Source organism: Actinacidiphila yeochonensis CN732 (assembly GCF_000745345.1).
Taxonomy (GTDB): Bacteria; Actinomycetota; Actinomycetes; order Streptomycetales; family Streptomycetaceae; genus Actinacidiphila; species Actinacidiphila yeochonensis.
The window spans coordinates 1-11,657 of record NZ_JQNR01000003.1 but is presented as its reverse complement, the minus strand read 5'-3'; the positions used below and the strand labels follow the sequence as shown (position 1 = coordinate 11,657).

Genomic DNA, 11,657 nt, shown 5'->3' with positions numbered 1-11,657 from the left:
GCGGCGGGGCGCGGTACCCCGCGGGAAGCACGAGCCGAGGACCCCAGGGCGCGGGTCCCCGCGGCACCGGGCCGCCCCGCGCCGCCCGCCGGCCCGCCCGAGGCGGGCGCCGAGCAGCCGGGCGCGGACGGGGGCGCGATCCGGGTGCTGCTGGTGGACGACCACCAGGTGGTGCGCCGCGGCCTGCGCACGTTCCTTGAGGTCCAGGGCGACATCGAGGTCGTCGGCGAGGCCGCGGACGGCGACGAGGGCGTGGCCCGCGCCCTGGAGCTGCGGCCGGACGTCATCCTGATGGACGTCAGGATGCCCGGCACCGACGGCATCGAGGCGCTGCGGCTGCTGCGCGAGGCCGGCAGCCCCGCCCGGGTGCTCATCGTGACCAGCTTCACCGAGCAGCGCACGGTGGTCCCCGCGCTGCGGGCCGGCGCCGCCGGGTACGTCTACAAGGACATCGACCCGGTCGCCCTCGCCGACGCCATCCGCTCCGTCCGGGCCGGCCACGTGCTGCTCCAGCCCGAGGTGGCCGGCGCGCTGCTCGCCCAGGACCAGTCCGGGCCCGGCGGCGGCCGGGGCGGCGGACTCACCGAGCGGGAGCGCGAGGTGCTGGCCCTCATCGCCGACGGCCGCTCCAACCGGGAGATCGCCCGCGCGCTGGTGCTCTCCGAGAAGACGGTGAAGACCCACGTTTCGAACATCCTGATGAAGCTCGACGTCGCCGACCGCACCCAGGCCGCACTGTGGGCGGTCCGCAACGGGGTCGGCGGCTGACCCGCCCGCCGCCCCCACCGCCCCCACCGCGCCCCGCGCGACTGGCGCTCGCCCTGGTCGACGGGGACGAGATCCGTACCACCAGGTCAGCCGGTGCCCCGGCCGACCGCGGCCGACCCGCGGCAGACGGGGACGGAGCGTCGTCTCGGGCAACGCCGTCCAGGTCCCCGCGCACGTGCGTGTGAACCCGGTGAACCGGGTCGGCAACCGCCTGAACGTGCTCGGGCTGCCAACCCGGTGTTCGGCGACGGCGGCGCCACCGGCTGGCCACCGGCGCGATCCGGGCAGCCGCCCCGGCAGGGCCCCGGCGGCCCGGTGCCCGTTCCGGCGCCCGGGCCCCCGCCGGCGACGCCGCGCGCTACGGCCGGCGCCGCTCGACCTCCTCCACGTAGGCGTTGTACGCCGCCACCTGCGCCCGCCGCGCGGTCCGCTCCACCGGCCGCAGCGCCTCCGCGCGGGCCGCGATCTGCGACGCGCTCACCGCCGCGCCGTGGCCGTCCGACGCGATCGACACCAGCGCCGCCACCCGCTGGGCCAGCGCCAGCACCCGCACCGCCCGCGGCGGGTACCCCGGCGCCAGCACCTCCCGCCCCCGCTCGGCCCGCGCCCGGTACGCGTCGAGCGCCGCCTGCGCGGCGGGACCCGAGCCGGCCACGTCCAGCGCGGCCAGCGCCTGGGTGGCGTCGCGCAGCGCCTCCGCCAGCTCCCGCTCCGCCTCGCCCAGCGAGGGCACGTCGGCCGGCGGCGCCTCGCGCACCGGCAGGCACCGCCACTCCACCTCGACGTGGACGTCGCCGGGCGGCCCCGCCTCGTGCACCTCCGGCACCAGGCCGAGCGCCGCGCCGACCGCCACCACCGCCTCGCCGGCCGCCAGCGCGCGGGCGTTGAACTCCGGCGGTCCCGACAGCCCCAGCGGGTGCCCCGCCACCGGGAGCGCCAGCCGCAGCCCGGTCACCCCGAGGACCCGCAGCCGGCCGAGGCCGAGCGTGAGGCCCACCGGCGCCGGCTCGCCCGGCAGCCCGGTCATCCGGTGCACCGCGTCCTCGGCCGTGATCCGCTGGGCGACGTCGTCGGGTGCGGCAAGTCCGGCAAGAAGGGCATTTCCCCAGGCCGCCAGGCGCCCCGAGCGTGGTTCATCAAGCATGCCCACCAGCCTATGGACTGGACCCCGGACGTGGTGGCGTAAGTTTTCCCCGGAGGTTCCCTCAGGTCCGGGCCCGCACCGTGCCTGAACCGTGCCGATCCCGGCACACCGGAGATACCGTGACGCCCGTCACGCCCGGAAACCGCCGGCACCACGGGAGCCCCGCCGAGACCGGCCAGACACTGCAATGGGAGACAGCGCGCCGATGAGCGATGTACTGGAGCTGGTGGACGTATCCGTGGTCCGCGACGGACGGGCTCTGGTCGAACAGGTCTCCTGGTCGGTCTCCGAGGGTGAGCGCTGGGTGATCGTCGGCCCCAACGGCGCCGGCAAGACCACCCTGCTCAACGTGGCCTCCAGCTACCTCTTCCCCACCAGCGGAGCGGTCCAGATCCTCGGCGAGAAGCTCGGCGCCGTCGACGTCTTCGACCTGCGGCCCCGGATCGGCATGGCGGGCGCCGCCATGGCCGAGAAGATGCCGCGCCGGCAGACCGTCCTGGAGACGGTCCTCACCGCCGCCTACGGCATGACCGCCACCTGGCGCGAGGACTACGAGAAGGTCGACGAGGACCGGGCCCGCGCCTTCCTCGACCGGCTGGGCATGAGCGAGTTCCTCGACCGCAAGTTCGGCACCCTCTCCGAGGGCGAGCGCAAGCGCACCCTCATCGCCCGCGCCATGATGTCCGACCCCGAGCTGCTGCTCCTGGACGAGCCCGCCGCCGGCCTCGACCTCGGCGGCCGCGAGGACCTGGTGCGCCGGCTGGGCCGCCTCGCCCGCGACCCCATCGCCCCCTCCATGATCATGGTCACCCACCACGTGGAGGAGATCGCGCCCGGCTTCACCCACGTGCTGATGATCCGCCAGGGCCGGGTCGTCGCCGCCGGACCGCTGGAGACCGCCCTGACCTCCCGCAACCTCTCCGTCTGCTTCGGCCTGCCGCTGATCGTCGAGCGCCGCGGCGACCGGTGGACCGCCGCCGGCCTGCCCCTGAAGTAGCCCCGGGCCGCCGCCCGCCCGCCCCGGAGTGACCCAGGGCGCCGGCACCCGCTCCTCCGGCCCGCCCCGCGGCGGCCCGGAGCGACCGGGCGCGGGGGCGGCTCCGGTCGCACAACCACCTTCCACGGCCGGGGTGTTCCGCGCGCACTGCCGCAACCGGGGTGCGTACGCCTACGATTGGCACCGTGGACGCATGGTTGTGGTGGCTCGTAGCCGCCGTGGGGCTGGGCATCCCGCTGGTGATCACGGCGATGCCGGAGTTCGGCATGTTCGCGGTGGGCGCCGTGGGCGGCGCGGTCGCCGCGGGTGCGGGCGGCGGCGCCGTCGCCCAGGTGATCGTGTTCGTCGTGGTCTCCGTCGCACTGCTGGTCTTCGTGCGGCCCCTCGCGTACCGCGGCCGGCAGCGGCCGGAGCAGCGCAGCAACGTCGACGCGCTCAGGGGACGCCAGGCCGTGGTCCTGGAACGGGTGGACGACGGCGCCGGCGGCCGGATCAAGCTCGGCGGCGAGATCTGGTCCGCGCGCTCCCTGGAGCACGGCCGCGCCTTCGACCCCGGAGCGCAGGTGGACGTGGTGGAGATCGACGGGGCCACCGCGGTGGTGATGTAGGCGGTACCAGGCCGCGAACGCGTCAAGACGAAGTCCCGGAAGAACCGCGCACCGCAGCGAATCGGCCGTCAACGGGCGGGAATTCACCGAAACCGCCCCCGACCCGCCTACTGTCTGCGACAATTGATCATGTCGTAGTACCTGAATCAGCCCCAGTCCACCGGCCCGGGAGCGGCCATGCAGCCCATCATCATCGTCCTCATCATCCTGGTGGTGCTCGTCTTCATCGCGCTCATCAGGACGGTCCAGGTCATCCCCCAGGCCACGGCCGCGATCGTGGAGCGCTTCGGCCGCTACACCCGCACCCTGAGCGCCGGGTTGAACATCGTCGTCCCGTTCATCGACACCATCCGCAACCGCATCGACCTGCGCGAGCAGGTCGTGCCCTTCCCGCCGCAGCCGGTGATCACCCAGGACAACCTGGTCGTGAACATCGACACGGTCATCTACTACCAGGTCACCGACGCCCGAGCGGCCACCTACGAGGTCGCCAGCTACATCCAGGCGATCGAGCAGCTCACCGTCACCACCCTGCGCAACATCATCGGCGGCATGGACCTGGAGCGCACCCTCACCTCGCGCGAGGAGATCAATCACGCCCTGCGCGGCGTCCTCGACGAGGCCACCGGCAAGTGGGGCATCCGCGTCAACCGCGTCGAGCTCAAGGCGATCGAGCCGCCGACCTCCATCCAGGACTCGATGGAGAAGCAGATGCGCGCCGACCGGGACAAGCGCGCCGCGATCCTCACCGCGGAGGGCACCCGGCAGTCGCAGATCCTCACCGCGGAGGGCGAGAAGCAGTCGCAGATCCTGCGCGCCGAGGGCGAGGCCCGGGCCGCGGCCCTGCGCGCCGAGGGCGAGGCACAGGCCATCCGCACCGTCTTCGAGTCCATCCACGCCGGCGACCCGGACCAGAAGCTCCTGGCCTACCAGTACCTCCAGATGCTGCCGAAGATCGCCGCCGGCGAGTCCAACAAGCTCTGGATCATCCCCAGCGAGCTGAACGACGCGCTCAAGGGCCTCGGCGGCATCGTCAACATCCCCGGCGCCCCCGGCTCCGGCACCCCCGGCCCCGCCGCCAACGGGAACGGCGGCGGAGGCGTCCCCGCCGCACGCCAGGCCGCCCCTCCGGCGCCCCGGCGCGAGGCCCCGCCGTTCGACAAGGACTGAGTCCCGCCGACCCCGGGCCTGCCGCGGACTGACCACACGTCAGCTCGCGGCGGGCCGGGGGAAGTCGGCAGGAATTCAGGCAGGCGGGTGACGGCCGTGGTGTGCGATGATCACGGGCCATGTCCCCAGCAGAGGCTGTCGCCGTGTTCGCCGCCGGTGTCGGCGCCGGCACCATCAACACCGTCGTCGGCTCCGGAACCCTGCTGACCTTCCCCGTCCTCCTCGCCGTCGGCCTGCCCCCCGTCACCGCCAACGTCTCCAACGCGCTCGGACTGGTCCCCGGCTCGGTCGCCGGCGCCATCGGCTACCGCCGCGAGCTCAGCGGCCAGCGCGGACTGCTGCTCCGGCTCGGGGTGATCGCCCTCGCCGGCGGAGTGACGGGCGCGGTCCTGCTCGTCACCCTGCCGTCCAAGGCCTTCGACGCCATCGTGCCGGCGCTGGTCGCCGCCGCCCTCGTCCTCGTCGTCCTCCAACCGCGGCTGGCCCGTGCCCTCCAGGCCCGCCGCGAGCGCAGCGGGACCACCGCCCCCGCGCACGGCGGGCCGCTGCTGGCGGTCGGCATCCTGCTCGCCAGCGTCTACGGCGGCTACTTCGGCGCCGCCCAGGGCGTCCTCTACCTCTCCCTCATGGGCCTGCTGCTCGACGCCACGCTGCAACGCGCCAACGCCCTGAAGAACGTGCTGGCCGCCCTGGTCAACGGGGTGGCCGCGGTCTTCTTCATCGCCGCCGCCCACATGGACTGGGCGGCCGTCGGACTGGTCGCCGCCGGAGCCACCCTCGGCGGGATCGCCGGGGCCAGGGTGGGCCGCCGACTGCCGCCCGCGGTGCTGCGCGGCCTCATCGTCGCCGTCGGCCTCGCAGCGATCGTCCAACTGCTGCTCGGATAGCCGGACGGGCCCCTGGACTTCCCCGCCCCGGGGCCCGTCCCGCGCCGGCACCGCTCAGGCCGGCGCGGCCAGCCACTCCAGCCCGGCGCGGCCGCGCACCCCGAGCGCCAGCAGCAGCGCGTCCGCCGGGGTCGGCTCGAACGGCCGCACCAGCAGCCGCATCCCCGCCTGCTCCGGCGTGCGGTCCGCCTTGCGCTGGTTGTCCTCGGAGCATGCCGCCACCGTGTTCAGCCAGGTGTCGCCGCCGCCCCGGGACCTCGGCTGCACGTGGTCCACGGTCGTGGCCCGCCGGCCGCAGTAGGCGCACCGGTGGCGGTCCCGCACCAGCACCCCCCGCCGCGACCACGGCGCGCGTTGTCGGAACGGCACCCGGACGTACCGGCACAGCCTGATCACCTGCGGCACCGGTATCTCCACCTGCGCCGCGCGCACCCGCAGCCCCGGATGGGCCTGCTCCACCACCGCCTTGTCCTGCATCACCAGCACGACCGCCCGGTGCAGGGACACCGTCGACAACGGCTCGAAGCTCGCGTTCAGTACCAGGGTCTCGCGCATTCCACCCACCTCACGGGTCGTCGCAGTGGGACCAGAGTGCCCCCGGCCCCAGGGCCCGACAACGCAATTTCCCCGGGCCTGTGCCCCGCCCTCGCTCCCCGGCGCACGCCGCCGACCAATCGCGTGCGGCGAAGCGAGGAACGGCGCCCGGGACCCTTCCTGTAGGTGGCACTTAGTGCCATAGTGCGGGTGTGAGACCTCCAATCTTCGCAGGTGCTTCGCAGGCTTGGGCGGCACTGGGTGCCGATTCTTCTCTGCTCGACCGGGTGTCCTACGGCGGTCCGTCCGGCGGACTGCCGGCGCGGCTGCCCGTCATGGAGCTGGCGCGGGCCACTGTCGCGGTGTGCTCGCTCGCGGCCGCCGAGCTCACTTCCGTACGCACGGGGCGGCCCGTGCCCCGGGTGCGGGTCGACGACGAGTCGGTCGCGACGGCGTTCCTCAGCGACCGGCTGGTGCGGGTCGACGGGCAGGCGTGGTCGACCTTCGCGCCGCTGTCCCGGTTCTGGCGGGCGGCCGATGGATGGGTCCGTACGCACGCCAACTACCCGCACCATCGGGCCCGGTTGCTCACCGCTCTCGGGGTGCCGGGGGACGCCAGCGAGGAGGCGGTGGCCGGGGCGATCGCGGGGCGTACCGCGCTGGAGGTGGAGGAGACCGTGTACGCGGCGGGCGGTCTGGCCGTCGCGGCACGCAGTCCCGAGGAGTGGGCCAAGAGCGAGCAGGGGGTCCTGGTCGCGGGGCAGCCGCTGCTGACGACAGCGCGCGTCGCCGACGCCCCGAACCGGGTGCTCGGTGACGCCGCGCTGCCGTGCGCAGGGCTGCGTGTTCTGGATCTGACCCGGGTGCTCGCCGGGCCGGTCGCCACCCGAACGCTGGCGCTGCTGGGGGCGGACGTGCTGCGGATCGACGCCCCACAGCTGGCGGAGAGCCAGGAGGCCCACAACGACACGGGGATGGGGAAACGCTCGACCACCCTGGACCTGGGTGACGCCACCGGCCGCCGGGTCTTCGAGGGGCTGCTCGACGAGGCGCATGTGGTGGTTACCGGTTACCGGCCGGGCGCGCTGGACCGGTTCGGGCTGACGCCCGAGGCGCTCGCCGGGCGTCGTCCGGGTCTGGTGATCGCCCAGCTGTCCGCGTGGGGCCGTTACGGGCCGTGGCACGAGCGGCGCGGCTTCGACAGCCTGGTCCAAGTGGCCACCGGCATCGCCGAACTGGAGGACTCGCCGGACTCGCCCGGCGCGCTGCCCGCCCAGGCGCTCGACCACGGCACCGGCTATCTGCTGGCGGCCGGGGTGCTGCGCGCGCTCACCGAGCAGCACCGCACGGGCGGCACCAGGCTGGTCCGCCTGGCTCTGACGCAGACCGCCCACTGGCTGGTCCACGACCTGGCCCCCGCTCCGGGCGAGGATGATGGCTTCGACGCCGGGCGCTGGCTGACCGAGACTGACAGCCCCATGGGCCGGCTGCGGCATGCGCTGCCGCCGGTGTCGTACGAGGGAGGCCCGGTGAACTGGGCACGCCCGCCGGGTCTGTGGGGCACGGACGCAGCCGTCTGGGGCGGAGCCTGACAAGAACTTTCGAGGTGGTGCGCCCGTCAGGCCGATGCGTCCGTGTCCGGCTTCGGAGACAATGGAACCGTGGTTGGCACTGAGATTGATCATGGTGCGGGCTTGGTGGCTGTTTCATAGGTGGTCGCTCGTGAAACACCCGGCCGCCCGGCGGTCCACCTGCGGCGATCATGTTTCATGAGTCGTTTCAAACGACTGGACGTCTGAAACACCCTCATGAAACGGTCCGGGCTTGTGAGCGACGACTTCAAGCGCGTGGAATCACACGACTGCCCGATGTCCACCTGCGCCGCCCCCACGGGCTCCCCGTGCCGGACCGGCAAAAACAAGGTGGCTGTCCAGTACCACACCGCCCGCTTCCGCCTCGTACCCCAACTCGCCAAGGCCCTCAGCGTCCCGACCCCCGCCGTACGCAAGCCGGGCTCGGCGTGGACCGAACTGCCCCGGCCCGTGCGCGCTGGCGCCGGACCGGTCGGACACGTCAGCCTCGGCTACGCCCGAGCCTCGACCGCCCGCCAGTCCCTCGACGCACAACTCGACTCCCTCGCCGAGGCCGGGGTGACCCGGGTCTTCTCGGAGAAGATCTCTACCCGCGCTACCAAGCGCCCCGAGCTGGAGGCCGCTGTGAAGCTCGCCGGTGAGATCCGCTCCTCCGGCATCGCCGTCACCCTCGTCGTGCACGAGCACAAGCGCCTCGGCCGCGGCATCGAACTCGCCATGCTCGCCGAGGAACTCAAAGCGAGCGACGTCGGCCTGGAGTTCCTCACCGGAGAGCTGAAGGGCTCGCACGACGGTTGAACGGATGAACGGACGAGAGAACGAACGGACGAGGGGACGAACGGATGACGCGGCCCGGGCCTTCCGGCGCGGGGAAGCGCGGCGCTCCGGATGCCGTCGCCCGAGGGCCGGGCATCCGGAGCGCGTGGGTCCGGCGCGGACACCCGGTTGCGGACCGGGCTCCGGCAGACGACCGGCGGCGCGCGGCGGGTACCGCTCAGCACAGCCGGCCGGCGTCCCCGCCGAGGCGGTGCCGGCCAGCCGGCACGCGACAGCCCGCCCGGTCCGCGGGACCGAGGAGCCGGTCGACCGCCGGCCCCCCTACTGTCCGCTCAACAGGCCCCGGACGCAACGGAATTCACCGCCGAAAGCCGGCTCCGCGGCATCCGGCGGACCACGGCTGCCCGCAACGCACGCGGGGCCGGGTCCGCCACCGGAGTGCTCAGGACGTCGCACCCCGGACCGGGACCCGGCCCCGCTGCGGCAGCCCCCGCGGCCCCGGGAGAGGGGCCGGGCAGGAGCACCGCACCGGCTGAGCTCAGCCCTCGGCCGGCACCTCGTACGTACCGACCAGCTGCGCCCGCCCGATCGCGTGGAAGCGCAGGTTGAACCCGACCACCGCCGGCGAGGCGTCGGCGTCCACGCCCAGCTTCTCGGCGTCCACCGCGTAGACGGTGAACACGTAGCGGTGCTCGCCGTCACCGGGCGGCGGGGCCGCGCCGCCGAAGTCCCGCGTGCCGTAGTCGTTGCGCACGTGGACCGCGCCGGACGGCAGCCCCGGGAAGCTCCCGGAGCCGGCACCGGCCGGCAGCTCCGTCACCGACACCGGCAGGTCGAAGACCGTCCAGTGCCAGAAGCCGCTCCCGGTCGGCGCGTCCGGGTCGTAGCAGGTGACGGCGACGCTCTTCGTCCCCTCGGGGAAGCCCGACCAGCGCAGCTGCGGCGAGGTGTTCCCGCCCGCGAACACCTGGTCCTGCTTCAGGGAGCCACCCGGCGCCACGTCGTCGCTCTCCACCGAGAACGACGCCACCGGCGGATGGAAGTCATGGGGGAGCGGCCGCCGTGCTTTCTCGGTCACCTGGACACCTCCTGCGGGAGTCCTGTGCGGACCCCGATCGACACCTCTTGCGCCCCGAGCCTATGACCCGGGCGCCCGCGCACCCCCGCCGACGCCCCGACCACCCGCCGGTCGGCGTCCACTACGCTCGGTGCCCGTGCCCACCCCCGTGCCCACACCGCCGGAACGGACCCCGCTCGACCGCTCCTTCTTCGACCGGCCTGTCCTGGAGATCGCACCCGACCTGCTCGGACGCGTCCTGGTGCGCCACACCGGCGCGGGGCCGATCGAACTGCGCCTCACCGAGGTGGAGGCCTACGACGGGCCCAACGACCCCGGCTCCCACGCCTACCGCGGACGCACCGACCGCAACGCCGTGATGTTCGGACCGCCCGGGCACACCTACGTCTACTTCACCTACGGCATGTGGAACTGCCTGAACCTGGTCTGCGGACCCGTGGGCCGTCCCTCCGGGGTACTGCTGCGGGCCGGCGCGATCATCCGGGGCGCGGAACTCGCCCGCCCGCACCGCCCCACCTCACGCCGGGACAGCGACCTCGCGCAGGGCCCCGCCCGGCTGGCCACCGCCCTCGACGTCGACCGCACCCTGAACGGCTCCGACGCCTGCGCCGCCGGCGGCCCCTTCCGCGTCCTCGCCGGCACCCCCGCGCCGCCGGCGGCCGTCCGCAGCGGGCCGCGCACGGGGGTCGGCGGTGACGGGGCGGCCCACCCCTGGCGCTACTGGATCGACGGCGAGCCCAGCGTCAGTCCGTACCGGGCCCACAGCCCGCGCAGGCGGCGCTGAACGGGGACGGCGCGGGAAACGGGTTTGCCCTGATCCCGTAACCTCGGACACGCTGAGACCCGCCCGCCGGGACGGCGGCCCAGGACGTGAGGGGCCGCATCCGGGAGGCACCCGAGACACCGCTCAGCCGCCGGCGAGGCGGCACCGAGCACCATCCACCGGCAAGCAGCACGCAGTAGAGGAGACACGGACACCGTGACGGACATCGTCGACGAGCTGCGGTGGCGGGGCGTACTCGCCCAGACCACCGACGAGGACGCCCTCCGTAAGGCGCTCGCGGACGGTCCCGTCAGCCTGTATTGCGGCTTCGACCCGACCGCGAGCAGCCTCCATGTCGGGCACCTCACCCAGATCCTCACCCTGCGCCGCTTCCAGCTCGCCGGCCACCGGCCGATCGCCCTGGTCGGCGGTGCCACCGGTCTGATCGGCGACCCGAAGCCCAGCGCCGAGCGGGTGCTCAACGACGTGGAGACGGTACGCGAGTGGGTCGCCGCCCTGCGCGGGCAGCTCGGCGCCTTCCTCGACTTCGACTCCGCGGGCGACGCCCAGGCACTCCTGGTCGACAACTACGAGTGGACCGAGGGCCTGTCCGCGCTGGAGCTGCTCCGCGACTTCGGCAAGCACTTCAGCGTCAACCAGATGCTCGCCCGCGAGACGGTCAAGACCCGCCTCGACGGCGAGGGCATGAGCTACACCGAGTTCAGCTACGTGATCCTCCAGTCGCTGGACTACCTGGAGCTGTACCGGCGGCACGGCTGCACCCTGCAGATCGGCGGCAGCGACCAGTGGGGCAACATCACCGCCGGGCTCGACCTGATCCGCCGCGTCCTGGGCAACCAGCCGCACGGACCGGCCCACGCGCTCACCCAGAACCTGCTCACCAAGGCCGACGGCACCAAGTTCGGCAAGACGGAGGGCGGCGCGGTCTGGCTCGACCCCGAGCTGACCACCCCGTACGCCTTCTACCAGTTCTGGCTCAACAGCGACGACCGCGACGTCCCCCGCTACCTGCGCACCTTCTCCTTCCGCTCCCGGGAGGAGATCGAGGAGCTGGAGCGCGCCACCGCCGAGCGGCCCCAGGCCCGGGCGGGGCAGCGGGCGCTCGCCGAGGAGCTGACCACACTGGTGCACGGTGCGGACCAGTGCGCGGCTGTCGTGGCCGCGTCCAGAGCGCTTTTCGGCCAGGGCGAACTCGCCGACCTGGACGAGCGCACCCTGGCCGCCGCCCTGGCCGAGCTGCCGCACGCGCAGGTCACCGAGCTCGCACCGGTGGCCGACCTGCTGGCCGAGGTCGGGCTGGTGCCGAGCAAGTCCGCGG

The 11,657-nt window shown here is 73.9% G+C and carries 12 protein-coding genes and 1 pseudogene; 10 read left to right on the top strand and 3 right to left on the bottom strand.

Going from position 1 to position 11,657, the window contains the following annotated elements; genetic code table 11:
• Window positions 1-138 precede the first annotated feature (138 nt).
• Both BS72_RS01805 and BS72_RS39710 read left to right on the top strand, forming a co-directional pair.
• Window positions 139-768: a response regulator gene (locus BS72_RS01805; protein WP_037907245.1), complete on the top strand. Its 630-nt coding sequence runs from the start codon at window positions 139-141 to the stop codon at window positions 766-768.
• Between the two features lie 151 nt (window positions 769-919).
• A pseudogene (locus BS72_RS39710) lies at window positions 920-985 on the top strand (hypothetical protein); the annotation flags it as partial.
• Between the two features lie 141 nt (window positions 986-1,126).
• On the opposite strand, the gene BS72_RS31945 reads toward BS72_RS39710, so the two are convergent.
• Window positions 1,127-1,912: a hypothetical protein gene (locus BS72_RS31945; RefSeq protein WP_078900938.1), complete on the bottom strand. Its 786-nt coding sequence runs from the start codon at window positions 1,910-1,912 to the stop codon at window positions 1,127-1,129.
• Window positions 1,913-2,117: 205 nt separating this feature from the next.
• On the opposite strand from BS72_RS31945, the gene BS72_RS01795 reads away from it, so the two are divergent.
• From BS72_RS01795 to BS72_RS01780, 4 genes are all read left to right on the top strand, one after another.
• Window positions 2,118-2,909, top strand: a complete 792-nt coding sequence (locus tag BS72_RS01795; RefSeq protein ID WP_037907241.1) for an ABC transporter ATP-binding protein — start codon at window positions 2,118-2,120, stop codon at window positions 2,907-2,909.
• A gap of 176 nt (window positions 2,910-3,085) precedes the next feature.
• A complete protein-coding gene (locus BS72_RS01790; protein WP_107498676.1) occupies window positions 3,086-3,517 on the top strand; it encodes an NfeD family protein in 432 nt (143 codons plus the stop codon).
• A 177-nt stretch (window positions 3,518-3,694) separates the two neighbouring features.
• Window positions 3,695-4,687, top strand: a complete 993-nt coding sequence (locus tag BS72_RS01785) for an SPFH domain-containing protein (protein ID WP_037905844.1) — start codon at window positions 3,695-3,697, stop codon at window positions 4,685-4,687.
• A 119-nt stretch (window positions 4,688-4,806) separates the two neighbouring features.
• Entirely contained in the window at window positions 4,807-5,574 is a 768-nt protein-coding gene (locus tag BS72_RS01780; protein WP_037905842.1) for a sulfite exporter TauE/SafE family protein, read from the top strand.
• Window positions 5,575-5,628: 54 nt separating this feature from the next.
• On the opposite strand, the gene BS72_RS01775 is transcribed toward BS72_RS01780, so the two are convergent.
• Complete coding sequence (locus BS72_RS01775) at window positions 5,629-6,129, bottom strand: HNH endonuclease (protein WP_037905840.1); 501 nt, start codon at window positions 6,127-6,129, stop codon at window positions 5,629-5,631.
• A gap of 191 nt (window positions 6,130-6,320) precedes the next feature.
• Between BS72_RS01775 and BS72_RS01770 the strand changes: the two genes are divergently transcribed.
• A complete protein-coding gene (locus BS72_RS01770; RefSeq protein WP_107498652.1) occupies window positions 6,321-7,700 on the top strand; it encodes a CoA transferase in 1,380 nt (459 codons plus the stop codon).
• A 216-nt stretch (window positions 7,701-7,916) separates the two neighbouring features.
• Window positions 7,917-8,498 (top strand): recombinase family protein, encoded by a 582-nt coding sequence (locus tag BS72_RS01765; RefSeq protein WP_456049129.1) that lies wholly within the window; start codon window positions 7,917-7,919, stop codon window positions 8,496-8,498.
• Window positions 8,499-9,015: 517 nt separating this feature from the next.
• Here BS72_RS01765 and BS72_RS01760 read toward each other — a convergent pair.
• Window positions 9,016-9,555 (bottom strand): YbhB/YbcL family Raf kinase inhibitor-like protein, encoded by a 540-nt coding sequence (locus tag BS72_RS01760; RefSeq protein ID WP_037905838.1) that lies wholly within the window; start codon window positions 9,553-9,555, stop codon window positions 9,016-9,018.
• Between the two features lie 148 nt (window positions 9,556-9,703).
• On the opposite strand from BS72_RS01760, the gene BS72_RS01755 reads away from it, so the two are divergent.
• On the top strand, window positions 9,704-10,339 hold the full coding sequence (locus tag BS72_RS01755; RefSeq protein ID WP_037907234.1) for a DNA-3-methyladenine glycosylase: 636 nt from the start codon (window positions 9,704-9,706) through the stop codon (window positions 10,337-10,339).
• A gap of 195 nt (window positions 10,340-10,534) precedes the next feature.
• Window positions 10,535-11,657, top strand: a 1,123-nt coding sequence (gene tyrS, locus BS72_RS01750; protein ID WP_037905836.1) for a tyrosine--tRNA ligase, incomplete at its 3' end; no start/stop codon positions are given.

Bases quoted from the DNA above. Each gene is read 5' to 3' on its own strand.
- BS72_RS31945 (WP_078900938.1), bottom strand. From the start codon at position 1,912: ATGCTTGATGAACCACGCTCGGGGCGCCTGGCGGCCTGGGGAAATGCC.
- BS72_RS01795 (WP_037907241.1), top strand. From the start codon at position 2,118: ATGAGCGATGTACTGGAGCTGGTGGACGTATCCGTGGTCCGCGACGGA.
- BS72_RS01785 (WP_037905844.1), top strand. From the start codon at position 3,695: ATGCAGCCCATCATCATCGTCCTCATCATCCTGGTGGTGCTCGTCTTC.
- BS72_RS01780 (WP_037905842.1), top strand. From the start codon at position 4,807: ATGTCCCCAGCAGAGGCTGTCGCCGTGTTCGCCGCCGGTGTCGGCGCC.
- BS72_RS01775 (WP_037905840.1), bottom strand. From the start codon at position 6,129: ATGCGCGAGACCCTGGTACTGAACGCGAGCTTCGAGCCGTTGTCGACG.
- BS72_RS01765 (WP_456049129.1), top strand. From the start codon at position 7,917: ATGAAACGGTCCGGGCTTGTGAGCGACGACTTCAAGCGCGTGGAATCA.